Here is a 22,421-nt window from a genome sequence, read left to right as displayed (position 1 = left end):
GCCCCCCCGCCGCCCACGGGGCGGGGGCGCGCCGCGGCCGCGCCGGGGGCGCGCGCGGGGGGCCTCCCCCCGCCCCGGGGCCGCCGCCCCCCCCCGCTACCGGTCAGCGCTTTCCGCGTCGTGCCGGCGGCGGCTGGGCATCGGTACGACGCATTCCTCCTCTACCCCCGCCTTCGGCGTGCCCCTTCAACAAGAAGGGGCTCCTGGACGGAAGCAGTGCGGTGCTGGCGCGGTGGGAAACGTGCACACAAAAACACCGGGCAATGCCCGGTGTTTTCTATTTCATGCACGGCCGCCGGTAGCGCCGGGCCACGCCCGGCGAGCACAGCGCGGCGAGTCAGCGCTTTCCGCGTCGTGCCGGTGCCGGCGGCGGGGCATCCGAACGCGGCTTGGCGTACTCGGTCCACAGCGCCGGCAGTGCCTTGCCGGCGTGCTTCTGCCACAGCGCCGGGGTGTACTGGCCTGCACGCAGGGCCTTGTCCAGCGCCAGCACCAGGCCGGGGTGTTCGCCCTCGGCCCACTTCAGGAACGCACCGGTCACCCGGTAGCCGCTTTCCACGGTCTGCCCCTTGCCCACCTTCTGCGGCAGCGCCCAGCCTGCCGCAGCATTGCCCATGCCGTAGCGGTCGCGTGCGTAATCGGCGATGCCTTCCACCAGCCAGCCCGGCACGCGCTTGTCGCCGTAGCTCGGGTAGCCCTGCACGATGTGCATCGCCTCGTGGGTCACCAGGTCGATGTCATCGGGGTGCTGCAGCAGCCAGCCCGGGTTGATGGTGATCGTGGTGGCCTTGTCCTTGTCGCCTACGTAGGCCACGCCGTTGTAGGCGGGATCGATCACGATGCGCACGTCCGCCGGCGCCTTCGGGTGGAAATCCGCCCGTTCGCGCAGGTACGCGAAGTAGAACGTGTCGATGATCCGCTTCCGCACCGGCGCGGACAGCGCGCCGGTGGGGTCCTGGTAGGACAGGGTCACGCCTTCGCGGCTGACCTGGCCATCGAAGGCATCGGTCTGCGATGGCTGGGCCTGCGCGATGCAGGGCAGGGTGAATGCAGCGAGGGCAAGCGTCAGCAGGCGAAGGCGCATGGGATCAGTTTACGGTGGAGGGCGACAACAGTTCGATCTCGGCCAGCTGCAGGCGCCCCGGCGCAGCGACGCGCAGACGATACTCTGCAAAGCGTGAGGGCGAGGCGATGCGGAACGGACGCGTCTGCCGCGGCGAGGTGAAATCTTCGCTACGGCGCGCATCCAGTGTCGTCCAGCGGCCGCCGGCCGTACGCGCTTCCAGCGTCCATCCGGCACCGCGGATCGCGCCTTCACCGCTGGTCAGCGTGTACATCGTCGGCGTGCCATCGCTCACCGCGGTCAGTGCGATGGTGGCGCCCGCGCCCAGCGGCACGGCCGTGGTCGCATCGTCGTCCAGCAGGGCGGGCAGGGCACGGCCATCGGCCAGCGCCGCGCGGGCACCGTTGCCGAGCAGGTCATGCAGCATCTGCGGGCGCTTGCCCGGCGCGGTCAGCGAACGCGGCACATCGTCGGCACCGCTGCCCCAGCGCGAGGGCTGCGGGCCCATCACGAAGTCCAGCGTCGCGCCCTTGGCGATCACCTCGTGCGGCACCCAGGTCCTGGTCCAAGGCTTGCCGTTGATCTTCAGCGACTGCACGTAGACGTTCTGCGCCGAGTTGTTGGCCGCGTTGACGGTCAGCACCGCGCCGCCCTGCAGTTCCACCCGTGCATGCTCGAAGGCCGGCGAGCCGATCACGTACTCCGGCGCGCCCATGCGCAGCGGGTACAGGCCCAGCGAGGCCAGCACGTACCACGCCGAGGTCTCGCCGTTGTCCTCGTCGCCCGGGTAGCCCTGGCCGATCTCGCTGCCGACATACAGGCGCGACAGGATCTCGCGCACGTGCTGCTGGGTCTTCCACGGCTGCCCGGCGTACAGGTACATCCACGGGATGTGGTGCGCCGGCTGGTTGCTGTGCGCGTACATGCCCATGCGCACGTCGCGCGCTTCGGTCATTTCATGGATGGTGCCGCCGTAGGAACCGGCCAGCGCCGGATCGGCGGTTTCCGGGGTCGAGAAGAACGTATCGAGCTTGGCGGCCAGCTTGTCGCGGCCACCGTACAGCGCGGCCAGGCCCTCGCCGTCGTGCGCGGCGGTGAAGGCGAACGTCCAGCCGTTGGATTCGGTGTAGTCGTAGCCCCACACGCGCGGGTCATAGGCCTTCGAATCCAGGCGCCAGCTGCCATCTTCCTTGCGGCCCTGGAAGAAGCCGGCGGCCGGGTCGAACAGGGTCGAATAGCCGGCCGCGCGGTAGCGGAAGTAGTCGGCCTCGGTGCTGTAGCGCTCGCGTTCTGCGGTGCTGGTCGCGCGCTTGGCCAGGGCCTCGGCCATGTTGGCGATGCCGAAGTCGTTCAACGCGCCTTCCATCGTCCACGACATGCCTTCATGCACGTCGGCGCTGGCGTAGCCGCGGAAGGTCGAACGGTTCATGCCCTTGCGGCCGACATGGCGGTCCGGCGGTACCACGGTGGCGTTCTTCAGCGCGGCGGCGTAGGCCTCGGCCGGGTCGAAGCCACCAATGCCCTTCAGCCACGCATCGGCGAAGGCCACGTCCGAGCTGGTGCCGACCATCAGGTCCGCGTAGCCCGGCGAGGACCAGCGTGCGATCCAGCCGCCCGCGCGGTACTGCTCGATGAAGCCCTGCACCAGCTTGCCGGCATCGTCCGGGGTGAACAGCGCATACGCCGGCCACGTGGTGCGGAAGGTGTCCCAGAAGCCGTTGTTGACGTACACCTGGCCATCGCGCACCGGCGCGAAGCTGCGGCTGGCGCTGCCATCGGTGTTGTTGTCTTCGGCACTGGCCTGGCTGGCATAGCGCCAGTCGGGCGCGGCCGGGGTGCCGGCATTTTCATGGCCGGAGTTGGGGTACAGGTACAGGCGGTACAGGCTGGAATACAGCGTGGTCTTCGCATCGTCGCTGGCATTGCCGATGTCGAAGCGGGCCAGGCGTGCATCCCAGGCGTCCTGTGCGCGGCCGGCCACGCTGTCCAGCGTATCGGCGGCGGCGATTTCCAGGTCCAGGTTGTGCCGCGCCTGCTCGACCGAGATCAGCGAGGTGGCGATGCGCATGGTCACCTGGCGGTCGCTGCCGGCATCGAACTTGATGTAGCCGGTGGGGCGGCCGGTGTCGATGCGGCCGCTGCTGTGCCACGGCTTGTCGAAGCGGGCGACCACGAACATGCGGGTGGCGCCATTGGACAGGCCGCTGCGGGTATCGGTGTAGCCGCTCAGGGTTTGCGTGGCCGCATCCAGGCTCAGGCCGCCACGCGCATCGACGTTGTCGAACAGCAGGTTGGCATCACCGCCCTCGGGGAAGGCGAAGTGAAACAGCGCGGCGTGGTCGGTCGGCGCGATGGACGCGGCGATGCCGTTGTCGAAGCGCACGTCGTAGCGGTACGGGCGCGCGTTTTCGTGGCTGCGGTCGAAGGACAGCGCACGCTTGCCACGGTCGGCCTCGGGCACGCCACGGCTGGCCGAGGGCATCACCTGGAACGTCTGGCGGTCGCCCATCCACGGGCTGGGCTGGTGGCTCAGCGCCAGCGCCTGCAGCTGCGGGCGGTTCTTCGCATCGTTCTGCTCGTTCCAACGGTACAGCCAGTTGAGCGCGCCGGCATCGGTCACCGGGGTCCAGAAATTGAAGCCGTGCGGCACTGCGGTGGCCGGGAAGTTGTTGCCGCGCGAGAAAGTGCCGTTGGCCTGGGTGCCGCGGGTGGTCAGCACCCAGTCGGAAACCCGCTGCGGCACGTTGCGAGGCTGCGCATCCAGCCGCACGTCGTCGATCCAGCCGGAGACCGGCGCGCCGTCGGCGCTGGCCACCTCCAGCTCGATGGCGACCACGCGGCGGCCGCGCAGCGCCGGCACGTCGCCCAGGCGCACGGCCTTGCGTGCCCACTGCTGCGGGTACAGCGTCTTCGAATCGCCCTGCGCCTGTGCGCCGAGGGCGATGCCGTGCTGGTCGCGCGCGTTGCTGGCGGACAGGCGGCTGCCATCGTCCAGGCGCAGGTCCAGCGATACGTAGGTGGAGGCCACCGCGTCCTTGCCGACGATCTCAGGCAGGACCAGCCAGGACAGCGTGGTATCGGCGTCGATGGCCAGATCGGTGTTGAACAGTTCGCGCCGCGCGCTGCCACCGCCGGCCTGGTAGTGCAGGGCGCGCAGGCCGCTGTAGCCGACGTTGCGCTTGGCCGCATAGGGCTCGGCCGGGCCGTTGCCAACCTGTACCTGCAGGGCGCCGCCGGCCTTGGCCGGTGCCGGTTCGCCTGCTTCGAACGAGGTCTGCAGGCCCTGCGCCAGTGCGGGCAGGGCGGGGGTGGCGCAGGCCAGGGCGAGGGCAAGCGGAAGCAGGGCGCGGCGAGGATCGGACAGGGTCATGCAGGGTCTCCCGGGAGGGCAGGCGGCAGGCAGAACCCGCATCGGCACGCACCACGGACAGCATCGCGCCCGCCGCCCAGAGGGCAGTGGAGGGGACGATGCCGGTCCGGTGGGGGTCGGGCCATGCGATCGGGTCGGGGTCGGAATCGTCCTGATCGTGCCTCAGCCCATTGCCCCCTGACAAGTGCAATTAGTTCGATCCAAACCCGGCAAAACCGTTTCATTTCGAATTATTGACAGGTTGCCTTGGATCGATTTAAAAGTGGCCAGCTTACCCCCTGTACCGGAATGCCCCGCATGTCCTGATCCTGGCCGGCCCCATGGCCGTCCCGCTGTTGCCCGCCACTGCCGTCCATCCACGACCTTCCCGTCCGTCCCCCACCGGCTGGACCGTCATCCGCCTCTGGAGAGAGCTTGATGAAACCCCGGTTGTTGTCGTTGTTGATGTCGTCGTTGCTGTTGTCGCCGCTTGCCGTACAGGCCCAGTCCACCCCGCAGGGGGAGGGCACCGATCCGCCGCGCACCCGCGACCTGGATGCGGTCAAGGTCACCGGCTCGCTCATCCCGCGCGCGCAGGTGGAGGGGCCCTCGCCGGTCACCACCATCACCGCCGAGCAGATCCAGGCGCAGGGCTTCACCACCGTGTTCGACGCGCTGCGCTCGCTGCCGGTATCGAACGGCTCGGTGCAGGATTCGCAGGGCACCGGCTTCTACACCCCGGGCGCCAAGACCATCAGCCTGTTCGGCCTGGACCCCAGCTACACCCTCACCCTCATCAACGGGCGGCCGATCAACAGCTACCCGCTGGCCTACAACGGCAACACCAGCATCGCCGACATCGCCAACATCCCGCTGGGCATGGTCGAGCGCATCGACGTGCTCACCGGTGGCCAGTCCTCGGTGTATGGCTCCTCGGCGATTGCGGGCGTGGTCAACATCGTGCTGAAGGACCGCGTGGAAGGCACCCACCTGCGCTACCGCGTCGGCGGCTACAGCCAGGGCGGCGGCTCCAGCCAGCGCTTCAGCGCCAGCAGCGGCCAGACCTTCGGCAACCTCGATATCAGCTACGGGCTGGAATACACCAACCAGAAGGCGATCTACGCCTTCGACCGCAGCCGCATCGACAGCGTCAACGACAACCCGACCGGCCCGCAGGATCCTTCGCGCAGCTTCCTGCGCATGCGCATGGGCCCCAACGCCTACATCGACCCGGGCGCGGCCACCTGCGCGCCGCTGTCGGACCTGTTCGGCGGCAGCACCGTTTACGCGCACCGCGACATTTCCGGTGGCGGCTACTACTGCGGCACGCCTGACAACGTCGGCACCGCGTCGCTGTACAACTCCAGCCAGGACGTCAACGCCACCACCTTCCTGCGCTACCACCTCAGCCCGGACACCGAGCTGTACTCGGACATCCTGTTCGGCTTCGGCCGGCCCACCTACAGCGGTGGCAGCCCGTTCTGGAACAAGACCTTCTACAACCAGACCAGCGGCCAGTACGAACAGTGGCAGCGCATCTACGCGCCGGAGGAAGTTGGCCTGGATGCCAAGGACCAGCGCGTCTACACCCGCTCGCTCAACATCACCGCAGGCGTGCGCGGCGTGCTGGGAGGCTTCGACTACGACGTCTACGTCAACCGCTCCAGCACCGATGTCACCCGCAAATCCACCGATTTCCTGGCGAAGAACGGCGTGGATGATTACTACCTGGGGCCGATGCTCGGCATGCAGGATGGCTACGAGGTCTACGCGCCGGATCTGTCGCGGCTGTACCAGCCGATCAGCCGCGAGCAGTACGATACTTTCAGCGGCCTCAACCGTGCTGCATCCAGCGCGTCGCGCACCGCAGTGACGGCGCTGCTGACCGATCGTTCGCTGTTCACCCTGCCGGCCGGCGACGTCGGTTTCGCGCTGATCGCGCAGGGCCAGCGCGAGAAGTTCTTCAACCAGTCGGCCGATGCCAACGCGGGCGTGCTGTTCCGCGGGCAGACCGCCGGCACCTCGGCGCAGGGCCAGCGTGACCTGTACGCGCTGGGTGCCGAACTGCAGGTGCCGATCATCGATACGTTCAGCGCCAACCTGTCCGGTCGCTACGACAAGTACGCGCTGCAGGGCGGCGGTGGCAACGGCAAGGCCACCTGGAAGCTGGGCCTGGAATACCGGCCGATCGAATCGCTGCTGCTGCGCGGCAGCTACGCCACCGCCTTCCGCTCGCCGGACATGTTCTACCTGTTCTCGCGCGAAAGCAGTGGCTACACCACCAACACCGATCTCTACCAATGCCGGCAGGCCGGGTACACCTCCGACAACTTCGACGAGTGCGACCAGTCCGGGCTCTCGGTGCTGTCCTCCAGCACCGGCAACCGCGACCTGAAGGACATCACCGCGCGCACCTTCACCTATGGCGTGGTGTGGTCGACGCTTGACAACGCCTTGACCGTGTCGGTGGACTACAACTCGGTGGTCATCGAGAACGAAGTGCGCATCCTTGGCACCGACAGCATCCTCGACACCGAGGCCAACTGCCGCCTGGGGGTTTCGGAAAACGGGCAGACCCAGTTCGACATCACCTCGCCCACCTGCCAGCAGGTGCTGGGCCAGGTGCAGCGCAAGCCGGCCACCGATCCGCTCAACCCGAATGGCGTGGACAAGGTGTTCTCGTACCCGATCAACATCGCCAGCCAACGCCAGAACGGCGTTCAGGCAGCGCTGGACTACCGTTGGGGCACGCAGTCGGTGGGTGATTTCGCGGTCAACGCCGGCTACTACCGGCCGCTCAAGCACACCACCCAGGACAAGGAAGGCGACCCGGTCTACGACCAGCTGTGCTGCGCCAACTCCAACGAACTGCAGTACCGCGCCACCCTGGGCGTGAACTGGAAGCGCGGGCCGTTCACCGCCAGCGCCTTCGGCATACGCAACGCCCCCACCTGGGACAGCCGCGGCGAGCAGCGCAACATCGGCCCCTGGACCACCTGGAACGCCACGGTCGGCTACCGCATCAACGACCTGGCCAGCCTGCTGCTGACGGTCAACAACCTGACCGACGAGATGCCGCCGATCGACCGCAGCAACGGCAACTGGCCGTATTACGACCAGGGCGTCTACAACGCCTTCGGCCGTTCGGCCTTCCTGGAACTGGCGCTGGACTTCCAGTAGGGCCGCTGGCCCCCGGGTACGCCCGGGGGCCTTGAACGGGCAGGGGGGCGGCCGGACCGCCCCAAGGTGCTAGAATCGCAGGCCTCGCAATCCGTTCATCGACACCCGCCATGAGCCATACCGCCACCGCGCCCGCCAACGCCGAAAAGCGCTACACCGTGCACCGCAGCGACCTGCCGCTGAGCTGCCCGACCCCGGAAATGGCGCTGTGGAACTCGCATCCGCGCGTGTACCTGCCGATCGAAGACGAGCCCAATGGCGAGGCGAAGTGCCCGTACTGCGGTTCCACCTTCGTGCTGGCCGACTAAGCAGGCACCTCGATGCGCCGACTGACCGTGGTGCAGTTGCTGCCGGCGCTGCACTCCGGTGGCGTCGAGCGCTCGACCCTGGAAATCGCTGCGGCCCTGGTCGCCGCTGGCCATCGCGCGCTGGTCGTGTCCGCCGGTGGCCGCCTGGTGAAGCCGCTGCTGGACACCGGTGCCGAGCACCTCACCCTTGATATCGGCCGCAAATCACTGCTGACCCTGCGCCACCTGCCCACCCTGCGGCGTTTGTTCGCCGAGGTCGGCGCGGACATCGTGCATGCGCGCTCGCGCCTGCCGGCGTGGCTGGGCCTGTACGCGATCCGCGCGATGCCGGTCGCGCAGCGTCCGCACTGGGTGACCACCGTGCACGGCCTGAACTCGCCCAGCCGCTACAGCGCGGTGATGACCAGCGGTGAGCGCGTCATCTGCGTATCCAACACGGTGCGCGACTACGTGCGCCAGCATTACCCGACGGTGCCGGAACAGCACCTGCAGGTCATTCCGCGCGGCGTCGATGTCAGCCAGTTCCCCCGCGTGGCCCGTGCCGACCGCCGGCCGCGGCTGGCGCTGGCCGCCGATTACCCCTGGCTGGCCCGGGTCGACGGCCCGCTGCTGCTGCTGCCGGGCCGTGGCACCCGCCTGAAGGGCCATGCGCACGCACTGCAGCTGCTGGCCGACGTGCGCGCTGCCGGCGTGCCGGCACAGGTGTGGATGCTGGGCACCGACGAGCCTGGCCGCGAAGGCTACGTGGCCGAGCTGCGCCGCCAGGCGGCCGCGCTGGGCGTGGCCGAGGCGGTGCAGATCAGCACCCCGACCGCGCGCATCGCCCAGGCCTATGCGGCCAGCGATCTGGTCCTGCAGCTGTCGGACAAGCCAGAGGCGTTCGGCCGAACCGTGGTCGAGGCGCTGTCGGTCGGCCGCCCGGTGCTGGGCTGGGACCATGGTGGCGTGGGCGAACTGCTGCGGCAGCTGCAGCCGGCCGGCGCCGTGCCGCCGGGCGATGCACAGGCGCTGGGTGAACGTGCGCTGGCCCTGCTGGCGCAGCCGCCGTCGTTGCCGAGCCGTATCCCGTTTACCCTGCAGACCATGCAGCGCGACACCCTCCGCCTCTATGCCGACCTTGCAGGCTGACGCCGCACCCATCGCGGGTGACGAGCGCGCCGGGCGCTGGGCACCATGGTGGGTGCTGGCCTACGTAGCCCTGTGGCCGTTGCCGGGCATCGCCGAAACCGTGCTCGGCCTCGGCGCGGTGTATGCCGCGGTGCGCATGATCATGCGCCGCCTGCAGCGCCGCCCGCACCTGCTGACACCCGCCGCGTGGGCACTGACCTCGATCCTGTTCCTCGGTTACTGGTTGCCGCAGGCGTTTTCTGCCTTCGATGCGATCGACCCGGCGGCGTCGTGGACCAAGGCGGCCGCCGGCCTGCGCTACCTGCCCTTCATGTGGCTGGTGGCGATTGCCGTGGCCACCCCGCAGCGGCGCCGCCTGATCTTCGGTGGCCTGGCGCTGATCACCGCCCTGTGGACGCTGGATGCGCTGGTGCAGGCAGTGGCGGGCACCAGCCCGTGGTTCTGGTCGTTGCAGCAGCTGAAGTTCGCCGTCAGCGGCCATGCGCTGTGCCCGGCCGAGGAAATGGCTTTGGCTGACCGCCTCAGTGGTCCGCTGGGGCCGTGCAACCTCAAGTTCGGCCAGGTCCTTGCCAGCCTCTCGCCGTTCCTGCTGCTCCCCGCCGCACGCCGCTTCGGCACGCCGGGCTGGCTGCTCGCCGGTGCGGCGCTGGCCATCGTGCTGCTGCTGGCGGGTTCGCGCGCGTCGTGGATCACCTTCGCGGTGATCGTGGCCTACAGCGGCGTGCGCCAGCTCGGCTGGCAGCGGCTGGGTCTGCTGGCGGTGGCCGGCCTGCTGGCCGCGGCGGCACTGACCGCCAGCGTTCCGCAGCTGCGCGAGCGCGTGGCGCGCACCGCGTTGGCCTGGGACGGTGGCACCGAGGGCGTCGACCGGGCACTGTCCGGGCGTGGGCGCATCTGGAGTGCGGCCGGTTGCATGATTGCCGGGCACCCGATCAACGGCGTGGGCGCACGCGGCTTCCGCGATGCGTACCCGCAGTGCGTCGGTGACGATGGGCCCGCAGTGTGGGGCGCCGAACCGGCGCTGCACGCACATCAGATCGTGCTGGAAATCCTCGCCGAAACCGGCGTGCTCGGCCTGCTGCTGTGGCTGGCCGCCGTCGCCCAGGCGTGGCGGGCCTGGCGCTTCGCGCCGCCCGCGGCCCGTGATCGCGCGCGCCCGGCGATGCTGGCGCTGGCCGCCACCGTGTTCCCGCTCAACACCCACCTCGCGTTCTATTCCGCGTTCTGGGGCGGGGTGACGGTGTTGTTGGCCGCGTTGTTCGTCGGCACCCTGCTGGCCCGCGAACCGGACGACGCACCGAAAGCGGTGTGATCGCGCATCCACGCATGGCGTGGATGTACTGGAATCATCCGCGCGTGGCGTGGATCCGCCGAGGGCGTTGCAGTAGATCCACGCCATGCGTGGATGGAGCTTTCCCGACACCAATACGGGCAACCTCCCAATACCGGCGTGCTCAAACGTATCGCACGCTGGCGCCATGGCCAGCCCAAGACTCCGCTACTATCGCCACTCCAGCACCGGCACCGTGTACTCGTTGACCACGATCACCATCGGCCGTGAAGCCTTCTTCGCCGATGCCGCCAACGTCGCGGTTCTGGTCGACGCTCTGCGCTTCGTCGAGCGGGCGGGCATCACCCACAGCCTTGCCTGGGTGGTGATGCCCGACCACCTGCATTGGCTGATGGAACTGCAGAAGGGCACGCTCGCCGAGTGCATGTCCCTGCTCAAATCCCGCAGCAGCCGCCTGCTGAACCAGCAGCTGGGCCGGCGCGGCGCGCTATGGCAGCACGGGTACCACGGCCATGCGGTGCGCAGCGACGAGTCATTGCAGGAAAAGGCGATGTACATCATGGCCAACCCGATCCGCGCCGGGTTGGCCGGCGAGGTGGGGGAGTACCCCTATGCGTGGTGCCGGTGGCCGCTGTAGATCCACGCCATGCGTGGACGGCGCGGTGACGGGTGCAGCCGGGCATCATCCACGCATGGCGTGGATCTACTTGTAGAAATCGCTGCGGCCGCCGGGCTGGCGCTTGAACCGCCGATGGATCCACAGGTACTGGTCCGGGGCCTCGCGCACCATCTGTTCGATGGCCTGGTTGACCCGCGTGGTATCGGCTTCCACGTCCTCGCTGGGGAAGTTCTGCAGCGGCGCGCCGATCTTCAGGAAGTACTTCCCGCCTTCGCGGCGGTGGAAGTAGGGGATCACCGCGCAGCCGGTCATCCGCGCCAGCTGGTGGGTGGCGGTGATGGTGGCGGCGGTGTGGCCGAAGAACGGCACGAACACGGTGTCCTTGCCGCGCATGTCCTGGTCCGGCGCGTACCACAGGAAGCCGCCCTTCTTCAGGTGGCGCACGGTGGCACGGATGTCTTCGTTGGCGTACATCGCCTTGGCGTAGCGCAGCCGGCCGAACTTCACCGCCCATTCGTACACCGGGTTCTTGTGCTTGCGGTACATGCCCGACAGGTCGACGTGGTCGCACAGCAGGCGGCCGCACATCTCCAGGGTCATGAAATGGCCCGACACCAGCAGCACGCCGCGGCCTTCGGCCTGCATCTGCTTGAGGTGCTCCAGGCCCTCGATCTGCACCTGCGGGCGGATGCTGTCGATGCTGCCCCACCACGAACGCGCGCACTCGAAGATGCCCACGCCGAGGGCGTCGAAGCTGTCGCGCACAAGGCGGTTGCGCCAGGCTTCGTCCTTCTCGGGGAAGCACAGCTTCAGGTTCACCTCGGCGGCACGGCGGCGGCTGCCGAGCAGGCGCCAGGTGATCCAGCCGACGCCGCGGCCAAGCGCGCGCTGCAGCATCCAGGGCAGCCGGGCGATGCCGAAGGCGGCGAACATGGCCGCGAACATCGGCCAGTTGCGGGGATCGGCCAGGGATGGGCGGACGGCGGTAGAGGCATCGGACATGCCGCCATTCTACCAACCCCGCCGCGTGTCTTTCCCGGGGGGCTCCCGTATCCTTGCCGCATGCGTAAAGACCCTGTCGAATGGATCCTGCGCGGCCTGTATTCGGCCGTGCTCTACATCCTGCTGCCGATCACCGTGTACCACCTGGTGTGGCGCGGCTTCCGGGTCCGTGAATACTTCCGGCGCTGGGATGAACGCTATGCGTCCTATCCCCAGCCCACCGGCCAGCCGCGGGTCTGGCTGCACGCCGTCTCGGTGGGCGAGGTCAACGCCGCCGCGCCACTGGTCAACGCCCTGCGCGAGCAGCGCCCGGACATCCGCTGGGTCATCACCACCATCACCCCGACCGGGTCGGAGCGGGTGCGCGCCCTGTGGGGCGATGCGCTGGACCACGTCTACCTGCCGTATGACGTGCCGGGCAGCGTCAATCGTTTCCTCGGCCATTTCCGGCCCAGCCTGGCGCTGATCCTGGAAACCGAGCTGTGGCCGAACATGCTGTTCGGCTGCCGCGACCGCCGCATCCCGGTCTACATCCTCAACGCCCGCCTGTCGGCCCGCTCGCTGCGCGGCTACCGGGTGCTGGCCGCGCTGATCCGCCGCGCGCTGCGCACCGTCACCTGCGTGGCCGCACAGTCGGAAGACGATGCGGCGCGCTTCGTGCAGCTCGGCGCGGCGCCGGAGCAGGTACAGGCGCTGGGCAACCTGAAGTTCGACATCACCACGCCGGACGTGCGGCCGTTCGTGGCCCAGTTCCATGCGCAGGTGCCGGCTTCGCGGCCGGTGTGGATCGCTGCCAGCACCCACGATGGCGAAGAGCAGGCGGTGATCGACCTGCATCGGCGCCTGCGCGAGCGCCATCCGGACCTGCTGCTGCTGTGGGCACCACGCCATCCCGAACGCTTCCCGAAGGTCGAAGCGCTGGCCCGCGAGCAGGGCTGGAGCGTGGCCACGCGCCGTGCGCACCAATGGCCGGGTGCGGGCACCGAGGTGTTCGTCATCGATACGCTGGGTGAACTGATGCCGTTCTACGGCTGCGCGCAGGTCGCCTTTGTCGGCGGCAGCCTGCAGGCCATCGGCGGGCACAACCTGCTGGAACCGGCGGCGATGGGCACGGCTGCGGTGACCGGTCCGCACCTGCATAATTTCTCCGAGATCTCGCGGCGCATGCGCGAGGCCGGGGCGCTGCTGATCGGCGAGGACGTGCAGGCGGTGGGCGATCTGCTGCAGCACCTGCTGGACGACGCGCAGGCCCGCGAAGACATGGCGCGGGCCGGATGCACGCTCGTGAGCAACGGTCGCGGGGCCCTGCAGCGTACGCTGGCGCTGGTCGCGCCGCATCTGCCGCCGCCGCGCGACTGAGGCCAGCGCACGCTGCCGTCCCGGCACTGTCGCGTTCAACAGATTCAAGCCTGCTTGACGCCCGTTGCGCTGTCGCAGTCACACCGTTGATTCTTGCCTGCCGTGTCTGCCATCACAGCGCGACATACATTCAGCCGATTCTGATTCCGTCCCTCGATCCAGGCTGCCAGCCTGATGTCCACCATGCTTGGACAGCATCAAGGGAGCTTGCAATGAAGGACGACAGCGGTGCCGATCTGCGCAGTGGGCGCGCGGCGCTCGACCGGTTGGGCAGGGACCATCTGCTGGTCATGGCGCTCACCCTGCTGATCGGGGGCAGCGTGATCGCGCTGGTGGGGCAGAACACCGCGGCGCGCGCGGGACCGGCCATCGTACTGAGCCTGTTGCTGGCGGCCGTGGGCACGGCGCCGCTGCTGTTCTGCCTGCGTGAGGTGATGCGCCGCACGGCGGATGCGGCAGGGTTGCCTGCGTTGTTGCAGGGTGTGTGCGGGCGGCGGCTTGCGGCCGTTCTGCTGACCCTGCTGCTGCTGGACCTTCTGGCGACCCTGGCTGGCGCCGCGCAGTCGGGAGTGCGCCACCTGTACGCCGCAGCCAGTGCCTTGGGCGAACCACCGCAGCGCTGGCTGCCGATATCCATGGCGGCGGCGCTGGGCCTGCTGCCGGTCGGCCTTGCGGCCATGCTGCGGCCCCGCCGTGCACTGCTGGTCGCCTGCGTGCTGCTGGCCGTGAAAGTGGGCCTGGGCCTGCTGCTGGTGCTGCTGGCCGCGCGCTACGTGCATTACGGCAACTGGGTGCCGTGGATGCCGTCCTCCACCGGGCCGCATCGCTTCGGCCTTGGTGGCGTGGTGGCTGCGGCCGTGCCGCTGTTGGGGGTGTTTGCCAGCGCGGGACTGCTGCTGGGCGTGGCGCCCCGGGTGCAGCGTCCGCACCGGCAACTGACCCAGGTGGCGGGTAGTGCGGTCCTGGCGGCCATGCTGCTGCTGATGGGGCTGGCGGTGCTGCAGTCGGGCCTGGTGCAGTTCGTGGCGCTGGACAGCACGCGACCGCTGTCGGTGGCCGTGCAGGCGGTACCGCAGCTGCAGTGGATGCTGCCGCTGCTGCCGGTGGCAGGCTGGGCCGGGCTGATGGCGCTGCAGGTGGTGGTGCTGCTGCTGGCGGTGGAACTGCTGCCTGCGCTGTGGTGGCGGCCGGGTGCCGGTGCCGCTGATCACGATGATTGTGACCCGGGGCGGGCGACGCTGGCCTTGGGTATGGCTGCGCTGGGGATGCTGCTGGTGCCTTGGCTGCCTGAGCGCGCGGTGCTGCCGCCAGGCCTTGGCGTGCTGCCGTTGCTGGCGGTGGTGTGCCTGGGTCTGCTGCGCCCACAGGGCCAGATGCCGCGGCAGCGCACGATGTTGATCTACCTGTTGGCGCCGTTGGCGGCCGTGTTGTGCCTGGCGCCGCTGGCCCGGCAGATCCAGCTTTGGCTGGCGTAGGGCGGCGCGGTCGCGGACGGCAGCCACGCATGGAGTGACTCTACTGCCCCTGGATCCACGCCATGCGTGGATGCACGCGCCCCCGTGGATCCACGCCATGCGTGGATGCAGGCCTCGCGACCCGCACCCACAAAAAAGCCACCCTCGCGGGTGGCTTTTTCGTTCTACCAGCAGGCGACGACTCAGTTCGTGGTCGTGGCCGGGTTGCCGGCATCCTGGGTCAGCAGGCGATTGATGTCCTGCAGTTCGGCCACATCCAGCGCACCGAGCGACTGGCTCAGCAGCAGGCGGTTCTGCAGGAAGGTGTAGCGGGCGTTGGCGTAGTCCAGCTGCGCCGAGAACAGGATACGCTGGTTCTGGATCACGTCCAGCACGGTGCGGGTACCCACTTCCAGGCCGACCTGCGACGCGTCATACGCGCTCTGCGCCGAAACCACCGCCAGGCGCCGGGCTTCCACTTCGCTGATGCCCTGCACCAGGGTCTGGTAGGCATTGCGGGTGTTGCGGTCCAGGGCACGCTTCTGCTGCTCGTAGCCGTCCTGGGCGATGTCACGCTGGGCCAGCGCCTGGCGCACGCCGGACTGGGTGGCACCGCCGGAGAAGATCGGCACGCTCAGGGTCAGGCCGATGCTGTTGGTGCGCGCATCCGGGGACAGCGAACCGGAACCGACGCTGTCGCCCCAGGTCGCGCTCTTGCCCCAGCTGCCGCCCAGTGACAGGGTCGGGTAGTGGCCGCCACGTGCAGCCTGCACGCCGGCTTCAGCCGCGCTGACCTTCAGTTCCTGCGCCTTCAGCGCCGGGTTCTGGCTGGTCGCCTGCTGCACCAGTTCGCTGATGTTGCCGCGGTTGGCCGGCACTTCCGGACGGAAGTCGGCCGGCAGGCCCTTCAGGTTCATCACCGGCTGGCCGGTCAGTTCGGTCAGGGCCTGGTAGTTATCAGCCAGGGTATTCTGCGCAACGATGGTGTTGGCGCGCGCCTGGTCATACTGGGCACGCGCTTCGTGCACGTCGGTGATCGGCGCCAGGCCCACTTCCAGGCGCTTGTCGGCGAAGTCGAACTGCTTCTTCGCGGCCGCTTCATTGGTCTGTGCGGCGTTCAGCGATTCGATCGCCACCAGCACGTTGAAGTAGGCTGCCGAGGTGCGCACGATCAGGCTGTCGTTGGCCGAATCGAGGGTGAAATCCGCCGCCTTGCTCAGCTCACGCTGCGAGCGCAGGTTGCTGATCTGCGTCCAGTTGAACAGCGTCTGGCTGCCGTCGATCGTGTAGTTGCGGCGCTTGCTGGTGACGGTGCCGGTGTTGGCATCGGCATCGGCCTCGGTGCGCGTGCGGTTCAACGAGGCGGTGCCGTTGATCTGCGGCAGCAGCGCGGCACGCGCCTGCACGGCGCCTTCCTTGTCGTACAGCCGGGTTGATTCGGCGGCCGACAGTTGCGGATCGCCATTGCGTGCCATTTCGTAGACCTGCAGCAGGTCGGCGGCATGGGCGGACAACGGCAGCAGGGCAGTGGCCAGCGCAACAGCGAGGGATCGGCGGATCATTGCGGCTTCCTTGGACTCAGAGGTGGAACTGGGGGGCCGGGGCGGCACCACGCAGGTAATCGATATCGGTTTCAAACAGCGATTCGGTGCTGCCATCGGCCTTGACCAGCAGGGCTTCCATCGCCGGCGAGCGGCCGTGGATCACGAACAGGCGACCACCGGGACGCAGCCACGAGGCGAACTGTGACGGCACCACGTCGACCGCGCCAGTGACACAGATCACGTCAAAACGGCGCTCGGTCTGCCAGGCCAGGGCATCGGCCACTTCGACGCGGACGTTGGTGCCCAGGCCCGAAGCATCCAGGCGGGCGCGTGCAGCGGCGGCCAGCTCCGGATCGATTTCAAGGCTCAGCACGTCGCGCGCCAGCGCGCCGATACAGGCCGAAAGGAAGCCGCTGCCGGTGCCGATTTCCAGCACTTCGTCACCCGGCTGCAGATCCAGCGCCTGCAGGGTACGGCCCTCGATGACCGGCTTCATCATCTTCTGGCCGTTGCCGATCGGCAGTTCGACGTCGGCATAGGCCAGCGCCCGGTGCGCGTCAGCGACAAAGGCCTCGCGCGGCAGGCGGGCGAGCACGTCGAGCACCTTGATGTCCAGCACATCCCAGGGACGGATCTGCTGTTCCACCATCAGTTCGCGGGCGTGGGCGTAATCAATCGTCATGAGGTTCAAATCCAGCGCAGTGGGCCGGCCATTTTACCGGTGCCGGAGGCCGGCGGCGCGCCCAGAGCATCAGCTTTCGGGCGGCCGGGGTCGCAGTGCCGGAAGTCATCGCGACCTCCGGTTCGTTCAGTTTGGTGTTTCAGGCGGTCCCCGGCCCTCGCGGCGCATAGGCGCGAAGGAAGAAATCGACGCTGTCGGGCACGTGGCTGGAAGCATCGCACTGTCCCGGTGACAGCGGCATGCCGCACATCCGGTTCATGTGCACCTCGCCCTTGATGAGGGTCAGGAACTGCTGGCCGGCCAGGCGGAAATCGCTGATCTCCAGCTCGCCGCGCGCGGTGCGCGAACGCAGGAAATCGGCCAGCGCCTCGCACGTGCGTTCCGGGCCGGCCTGCCAGAACAGTTCGCGCAGGCGTTCGTCGGTCTCCGGGGCCATCATCACCCGCTGCACCGAGATCGCCGCATCGGAGGTGATCATCTCGAAGAAGGCCTGGCCGATACCCAGCAGCTGGTCGCGCAGCGGGCCTTCGGCATCGGCCACGAACAGCGCGTCCGGCAGCATCTCCATGCACTTGGACTGCACAGCTTCGGTGAAAAGCGTTTCTTTATCGCCGAAATGGCTGTAAACGGTCAGCTTCGATACGCCCGCCTGGGCGGCGATGCTGTCCATGCTCACGCCGGTATAGCCCTGTTCGACGAACAGGGTCTTGGCCGCTTCGAGGATCGCCGCGCGCTTGCCGAGGTCCTTCGGACGCCCGGGACCGGCGGCCTTGCCAGCAGGCTTGGCCGATGCTTTGCGGGAAGTGGGAGAACTCATTCCCGTAATACTAGACCAACCGGTTCGATATTTATACTATACCGGCCAGTTTACTAAATTGGGGTCGGCCCTCGTGCCGGCTCCCCCGCGTTTGAACCCTGTGTTTTCAGGACGTTGATCGATGAAGAGCGTGCGCTGGCTGGGCAGTTGGGTGTGGGTGGTGGCGCTGGCCGCCTGTTCAGGGCCGGAGCAGGCGCCGCAGGCCGCGGTGCCGGTACTGGTGCTGCATCCGGGCGAGCAGGCCGGTCAGGGCGCGGCGTCGTTCCCGGGCACCATCCGGGCCCGCCAGGAAAGTCCGCTGTCGTTCCGCGTGGGCGGCAACCTGGTCAAGCGCCACGTCGATGCCGGCCAGCGGGTGAAGAAGGGCGACGTGCTGGCCGAGCTGGACGTGGCCGACTTCGCCCTGCAGGCCCGCGCCTCGCAGGCACAGCTGGCTGCGGCCGAAGCCGACCTGGCGCGTACCCGCGATGACCTCAAGCGCTACCAGGTGCTGGCCGACCAGCAGCTGGTCAGCCGCTCGCAGCTGGACCAGCAGAGTGCCGCCTTCAAGGCCGCACAGGGCCAGGCCAACGCGGCCCGCGCCAACCTCGACGTGCTGCGCAACCAGGCGGGTTATGCCCAGCTGCGCGCGCCGGCCGACGGCGTGATCGCCAGCCGCGAGGCCGAGGCCGGGCAGGTGGTGTCGGCCGGCCAGACCATCTTCAACCTGGCTGCCGATGGCGCCCGCGAAGTGCTGATCGACCTGCCCGAAGCGACCTTCCGCGACTACGCGGTGGGCCAGCCGGTACAGGTGGAACTGTGGAACCGGCCGGGCCAGCGCCTGCCGGGCACGATCCGCGAGATCGCCGCTGCGGCCGACCCGCAGGCGCGCACCTACGCCACCCGCGTCAGCCTGGCCGCCGAAGCGCTGGCCGATGTCGAGCTGGGGCAGAGCGCGCGGGTGTTCAGCAGCGCCGGACGCAACGGCACCCTGCAGTTGCCGCTGGCTGCCCTGCAGCGCGGTGCCAACGGCGCCTCCAGTGTCTGGGTGGTGGACCCGGCCAGCAGCACGCTGAAGGAAGTGGCCGTCACCACCGGTGCCTATGGCAGCGACAGCGTGCCGGTGCTGTCCGGCGTCGCTGCAGGTGATTGGGTGGTGGCCGCGGGTGGCCACCTGCTGCGCGCCGGCCAGCCGGTGACCGCCGTGGACCGGCAGAACCGCCCGGTGCTGAAGCCGGCCACGCCGGCCGCCGCGCCGAAGGCCAAGGAGTAAGCCGGTGAGCCGCTTCAATCTTTCCGAGTGGGCGCTGGCCAATCGTCCGCTGGTGCTGTTCGCCATGCTCGCCTTCGCCGTGATCGGCGCGTGGTCGTACAAGCACCTCGGCCAGTCCGAGGACCCGCCGTTCACCTTCAAGGCGATGGTGATCCGCACGCAATGGCCCGGCGCCACCGCCGAGCAGGTGTCGCGGCAGGTGACCGAGCCGATCGAAAAGGCGCTGATGAACACCGGCGAATACGAGTTCATCCGCTCATACTCGCGCCCGGGCGAATCGCAGGTGATCTTCATGGCCCGCGACAGCCTGCGTTCCAGGCAGATCCCGGACCTGTGGTACCAGGTGCGCAAGCGCGTGGGCGACATCCGCGCGACGTTGCCGCGCGAGATCGTCGGCCCGTTCTACAACGATGAGTTCGGCGATACCTACGGCAACATCTACGCGCTCACCGGCAAGGGCTTCGACTATGCGGTGATGCGTGACTACGCTGACCGCATCCAGCTGGAACTGCAGCGCGTGCCCGACGTGGGCAAGATCGATCTGGTCGGCCTGCAGGACGAGAAGGTGTGGATCGAGCTGTCCAACACCCGCCTGGCCACGCTGGGCCTGTCGATGCAGCAGGTGCAGCAGGCGCTGGCTGACCAGAACGCGATTGCCGGTACCAGCTTCTTCGAAACGCCGACCGACCGCGTGCAGCTGCGCGTCACCGGCCAGTTCGACAGCATCGAGGCGATCCGCCAGTTCCCGGTGCGTGCCGGCGAGCGCACCGTGCACCTGGGCGACATCGCCGAGGTCAAGCGCGGCTTCGCCGATCCGGCCTCGCCGAAGATGCGCTTCATGGGTGAAGAGGCCATCGGCCTGGCCGTGGCGATGAAGGACGGCGGCGACATTCTCAAGCTGGGTGCGAACCTGGATGCGGAGTTCGAGCGCCTGCAGAAGACCCTGCCCACCGGCATGCAGCTGCGCAAGGTCTCCGACCAGCCGCAGGCGGTGGACGAGTCCGTCGGCGAGTTCGTGCAGGTGCTGACCGAGGCCGTGGTGATCGTGCTGCTGGTCAGCTTCTTCTCGCTGGGCCTGCGTACCGGCCTGGTGGTGGGCGTGACCATTCCGCTGGTGCTGGCGATGACCTTCTTCGTCATGCATTACTTCGGCATCGGCCTGCACAAGATCTCGCTGGGCGCGCTGGTGCTGGCGCTGGGCCTGCTGGTGGACGATGCGATCATCGCGGTGGAGATGATGGCCACCAAGATGGAGCAGGGCTACGACCGCCTGCGTGCGGCCAGCTTCGCCTGGGAATCGACCGCGTTCCCGATGCTGACCGGTACGCTGATCACCGCGGCTGGCTTCCTGCCGATCGCCACTGCCGCGTCGAGCACGGGCGAGTACACCCGCTCGCTGTTCCAGGTGGTGACCATCGCGCTTGTGGTGTCGTGGATCGCAGCGGTGCTGTTCATCCCCTACCTTGGCGACAAGATGCTGCCGGACCTGTTCAATCCGCAGCCGCCGAAGCCGGGCAGCCTGTCCGCGCGCTGGCTGGCCCGGCGCCGGGAGTGGGCCGACCGCTTCCCGGCGCTGGCCTACCTGATCGCCCCGGCGCAGCACGGTCACGACCACGACCACGACCCCTACCAGCGGCCGTTCTACCAGCGCTTCCGCCGCTTCCTGGATGCCTGCCTGCGCCATCGCTGGTGGGTGATCGCCGCGACCATCGGCCTGTTCGTGTTCTCGCTGATGATGTTCCGTTTCGTGCCGCAGCAGTTCTTCCCCGATTCGACCCGGCCGGAACTGATGGTCGACATCGAACTGGCCGAAGGCGCCTCGCTGCGCTCGACCCAGGCCCAGGCCGAGAAGCTGGAAAAGCTGCTGCACGGGCGTGAGGGCATCGCCAACTACGTGTCCTACGTAGGCACCGGTTCGCCGCGCTTCTACCTGCCGCTGGACCAGCAGCTGCCGGCGACCAACTTCGCCCAGTTCGTGGTGCTGGCCAAGGACACCCACGCCCGCGAAACCGTGCGCACCTGGCTGATGAAGGACGTCATCCCGCAGTTCCCCGACGTGCAGATGCGCGTGACCCGCCTGGAAAACGGCCCGCCGGTGGGCTACCCGGTGCAGATGCGCGTGTCAGGCGAGCACATCGAGCAGGTGCAGGCCATCGCGCGTCAGGTCGAGGCCAAGGTGCGCGAGAACCCGCACGTCATCAACGTCAACCTGGACTGGAGCGAGCCGAGCAAGGTGGTGCGCCTGGTGATCGACCAGGCGCGCGCGCGCGCGCTGGGCGTGAGCAGTGCGCAGGTCAGCCAGTTCCTGGCCAGTTCCCTGGCCGGGCAGTCGGTGAGCGTGTACCGCGAAGGCAATCGCCAGATCGAGATGCTGCTGCGTGGCCCGGCCGACGAGCGTGACCAGCTGGAGCTGCTGTCCAGCCTGGCGATGCCCACCGCCAACGGTGGCAGCATCACGCTGTCGCAGGTGGCGACGATGGAGTACGGCTTCGAGGACGGCATCATCTGGCACCGCAACCGCCTGCCGACGGTGACCGTGCGGGCCGACATCGGTGATGGCATGCAGCCGCTGGACGTGGTGCAGCAGCTCTTGCCGACGCTGGATGGCATCCGTGCGCAGCTGCCCAGCGGCTACCTGCTGGAAACCGGCGGCACGGTGGAGGATTCGGCACGCGGCCAGGATTCGATCAAGGCCGGCATGCCGCTGTTCCTGATCGTGGTGGCGACCCTGCTGATGCTGCAGCTGCGCAGCTTCTCGCGGGCGGCGATGGTGCTGGTGACCGCGCCGCTGGGCATCATCGGTGCCACGTTGTTCCTGCTGCTGTTCCATGCGCCGTTCGGCTTCGTGGCGCTGCTGGGTACCATCGCGCTGGCCGGCATGATCATGCGCAACTCGGTGATCCTGATCGACCAGATCCAGCAGGACATCGATGCCGGCCATGACCGCTGGCATTCGATCATCGACGCCACAGTGCGCCGTTTCCGCCCGATCGTGCTGACCGCGCTCGCCGCCGTGCTGGCGATGATCCCGCTGTCGCGCAGCGCGTTCTACGGCTCGATGGCGATCTCGATCATGGGCGGGCTGATCGTCGGCACCGTGCTGACCCTGGTGTTCCTGCCCGCACTGTACGCGGCCTGGTTCCGGGTCAAGCCGGGCGACTAGAGTCGAGCTTGCTCGACTGCCGTTGCCGGGGTCGGAGCCCGACCCCTGTAGAGTCGAGCCATGCTCGACTGCGGTTGGCAGGGTGGAAGCCTTTCCTGCGGAAAGGATCCGACCCCATCCACGCATGGCGTGGATCTACAGTGCAGCCAGCCCATGGGTGGCTGCACCGGCAGGGGGCAGTGCAGCCATGCTCGACGGCAGTTGCCGGGG

The 22,421-nt window shown here is 68.4% G+C and carries 15 protein-coding genes; 9 read left to right on the top strand and 6 right to left on the bottom strand.

Annotated elements, in window-relative coordinates; genetic code table 11:
- Window positions 1–337: 337 nt before the first annotated feature.
- Window positions 338–1,084: a basic secretory protein-like protein gene (locus AC1VXD_RS07905; RefSeq protein WP_482991601.1), complete on the bottom strand. Its 747-nt coding sequence runs from the start codon at window positions 1,082–1,084 to the stop codon at window positions 338–340.
- A gap of 4 nt (window positions 1,085–1,088) precedes the next feature.
- On the bottom strand, window positions 1,089–4,433 hold the full coding sequence (locus tag AC1VXD_RS07900) for a GH92 family glycosyl hydrolase (RefSeq protein WP_482991600.1): 3,345 nt from the start codon (window positions 4,431–4,433) through the stop codon (window positions 1,089–1,091).
- A 417-nt stretch (window positions 4,434–4,850) separates the two neighbouring features.
- Between AC1VXD_RS07900 and AC1VXD_RS07895 the strand changes: the two genes are divergently transcribed.
- From AC1VXD_RS07895 to AC1VXD_RS07875, 5 genes are all read left to right on the top strand, one after another.
- On the top strand, window positions 4,851–7,592 hold the full coding sequence (locus AC1VXD_RS07895; protein WP_482991599.1) for a TonB-dependent receptor plug domain-containing protein: 2,742 nt from the start codon (window positions 4,851–4,853) through the stop codon (window positions 7,590–7,592).
- Between the two features lie 110 nt (window positions 7,593–7,702).
- Window positions 7,703–7,900: a zinc-finger domain-containing protein gene (locus tag AC1VXD_RS07890; protein ID WP_108769947.1), complete on the top strand. Its 198-nt coding sequence runs from the start codon at window positions 7,703–7,705 to the stop codon at window positions 7,898–7,900.
- A 12-nt stretch (window positions 7,901–7,912) separates the two neighbouring features.
- Window positions 7,913–9,028: a glycosyltransferase gene (locus AC1VXD_RS07885; protein ID WP_482991598.1), complete on the top strand. Its 1,116-nt coding sequence runs from the start codon at window positions 7,913–7,915 to the stop codon at window positions 9,026–9,028.
- Window positions 9,009–10,340, top strand: a complete 1,332-nt coding sequence (locus tag AC1VXD_RS07880; RefSeq protein WP_482991597.1) for an O-antigen ligase family protein — start codon at window positions 9,009–9,011, stop codon at window positions 10,338–10,340. Before AC1VXD_RS07885 ends, AC1VXD_RS07880 begins: the two co-directional genes overlap by 20 nt.
- A gap of 166 nt (window positions 10,341–10,506) precedes the next feature.
- A complete protein-coding gene (locus AC1VXD_RS07875; RefSeq protein WP_482991596.1) occupies window positions 10,507–10,956 on the top strand; it encodes an REP-associated tyrosine transposase in 450 nt (149 codons plus the stop codon).
- A 66-nt stretch (window positions 10,957–11,022) separates the two neighbouring features.
- On the opposite strand, the gene AC1VXD_RS07870 is transcribed toward AC1VXD_RS07875, so the two are convergent.
- Window positions 11,023–11,940, bottom strand: a complete 918-nt coding sequence (locus AC1VXD_RS07870) for an LpxL/LpxP family Kdo(2)-lipid IV(A) lauroyl/palmitoleoyl acyltransferase (RefSeq protein WP_482991595.1) — start codon at window positions 11,938–11,940, stop codon at window positions 11,023–11,025.
- A 60-nt stretch (window positions 11,941–12,000) separates the two neighbouring features.
- Here AC1VXD_RS07870 and waaA point away from each other — a divergent pair, with 60 nt between their 5' ends.
- A complete protein-coding gene (waaA, locus tag AC1VXD_RS07865; RefSeq protein ID WP_482991594.1) occupies window positions 12,001–13,299 on the top strand; it encodes a lipid IV(A) 3-deoxy-D-manno-octulosonic acid transferase in 1,299 nt (432 codons plus the stop codon).
- A 212-nt stretch (window positions 13,300–13,511) separates the two neighbouring features.
- A complete protein-coding gene (locus AC1VXD_RS07860; protein WP_482991593.1) occupies window positions 13,512–14,774 on the top strand; it encodes an amino acid transporter in 1,263 nt (420 codons plus the stop codon).
- Window positions 14,775–14,956: 182 nt separating this feature from the next.
- On the opposite strand, the gene AC1VXD_RS07855 is transcribed toward AC1VXD_RS07860, so the two are convergent.
- The 3 genes from AC1VXD_RS07855 to AC1VXD_RS07845 form a co-directional block, all read right to left on the bottom strand.
- A complete protein-coding gene (locus AC1VXD_RS07855) occupies window positions 14,957–16,315 on the bottom strand; it encodes a TolC family outer membrane protein (RefSeq protein WP_482991592.1) in 1,359 nt (452 codons plus the stop codon).
- 16 nt (window positions 16,316–16,331) lie between these two features.
- Complete coding sequence (locus tag AC1VXD_RS07850; protein ID WP_482991591.1) at window positions 16,332–16,979, bottom strand: protein-L-isoaspartate O-methyltransferase family protein; 648 nt, start codon at window positions 16,977–16,979, stop codon at window positions 16,332–16,334.
- A gap of 139 nt (window positions 16,980–17,118) precedes the next feature.
- On the bottom strand, window positions 17,119–17,796 hold the full coding sequence (locus tag AC1VXD_RS07845; protein WP_482991590.1) for a TetR/AcrR family transcriptional regulator: 678 nt from the start codon (window positions 17,794–17,796) through the stop codon (window positions 17,119–17,121).
- Window positions 17,797–17,917: 121 nt separating this feature from the next.
- On the opposite strand from AC1VXD_RS07845, the gene AC1VXD_RS07840 reads away from it, so the two are divergent.
- Window positions 17,918–19,048 carry an efflux RND transporter periplasmic adaptor subunit gene (locus AC1VXD_RS07840; RefSeq protein WP_482991589.1) on the top strand — a complete coding sequence of 377 codons (1,131 nt, stop codon included), beginning with the start codon at window positions 17,918–17,920 and terminating at the stop codon, window positions 19,046–19,048.
- Window positions 19,049–19,052: 4 nt separating this feature from the next.
- Window positions 19,053–22,211, top strand: a complete 3,159-nt coding sequence (locus AC1VXD_RS07835; RefSeq protein WP_482991588.1) for an efflux RND transporter permease subunit — start codon at window positions 19,053–19,055, stop codon at window positions 22,209–22,211.
- Window positions 22,212–22,421 lie beyond the last annotated feature (210 nt).

The organism is Stenotrophomonas sp. STEN054 (genome assembly GCF_056854535.1).
This window is presented reverse-complemented; position numbering and strand designations above follow the sequence as displayed.

What these genes read in the sequence shown, in the direction of transcription:
- AC1VXD_RS07905 (WP_482991601.1), bottom strand. Translation starts at nt 1,084, where the DNA reads ATGCGCCTTCGCCTGCTGACGCTTGCCCTCGCTGCATTCACCCTGCCC.
- AC1VXD_RS07900 (WP_482991600.1), bottom strand. Translation starts at nt 4,433, where the DNA reads ATGACCCTGTCCGATCCTCGCCGCGCCCTGCTTCCGCTTGCCCTCGCC.
- AC1VXD_RS07895 (WP_482991599.1), top strand. Translation starts at nt 4,851, where the DNA reads ATGAAACCCCGGTTGTTGTCGTTGTTGATGTCGTCGTTGCTGTTGTCG.
- AC1VXD_RS07890 (WP_108769947.1), top strand. Translation starts at nt 7,703, where the DNA reads ATGAGCCATACCGCCACCGCGCCCGCCAACGCCGAAAAGCGCTACACC.
- AC1VXD_RS07885 (WP_482991598.1), top strand. Translation starts at nt 7,913, where the DNA reads ATGCGCCGACTGACCGTGGTGCAGTTGCTGCCGGCGCTGCACTCCGGT.
- AC1VXD_RS07880 (WP_482991597.1), top strand. Translation starts at nt 9,009, where the DNA reads ATGCCGACCTTGCAGGCTGACGCCGCACCCATCGCGGGTGACGAGCGC.
- AC1VXD_RS07875 (WP_482991596.1), top strand. Translation starts at nt 10,507, where the DNA reads ATGGCCAGCCCAAGACTCCGCTACTATCGCCACTCCAGCACCGGCACC.
- AC1VXD_RS07870 (WP_482991595.1), bottom strand. Translation starts at nt 11,940, where the DNA reads ATGTCCGATGCCTCTACCGCCGTCCGCCCATCCCTGGCCGATCCCCGC.
- waaA (WP_482991594.1), top strand. Translation starts at nt 12,001, where the DNA reads ATGCGTAAAGACCCTGTCGAATGGATCCTGCGCGGCCTGTATTCGGCC.
- AC1VXD_RS07860 (WP_482991593.1), top strand. Translation starts at nt 13,512, where the DNA reads ATGAAGGACGACAGCGGTGCCGATCTGCGCAGTGGGCGCGCGGCGCTC.
- AC1VXD_RS07855 (WP_482991592.1), bottom strand. Translation starts at nt 16,315, where the DNA reads ATGATCCGCCGATCCCTCGCTGTTGCGCTGGCCACTGCCCTGCTGCCG.
- AC1VXD_RS07850 (WP_482991591.1), bottom strand. Translation starts at nt 16,979, where the DNA reads ATGACGATTGATTACGCCCACGCCCGCGAACTGATGGTGGAACAGCAG.
- AC1VXD_RS07845 (WP_482991590.1), bottom strand. Translation starts at nt 17,796, where the DNA reads ATGAGTTCTCCCACTTCCCGCAAAGCATCGGCCAAGCCTGCTGGCAAG.
- AC1VXD_RS07840 (WP_482991589.1), top strand. Translation starts at nt 17,918, where the DNA reads ATGAAGAGCGTGCGCTGGCTGGGCAGTTGGGTGTGGGTGGTGGCGCTG.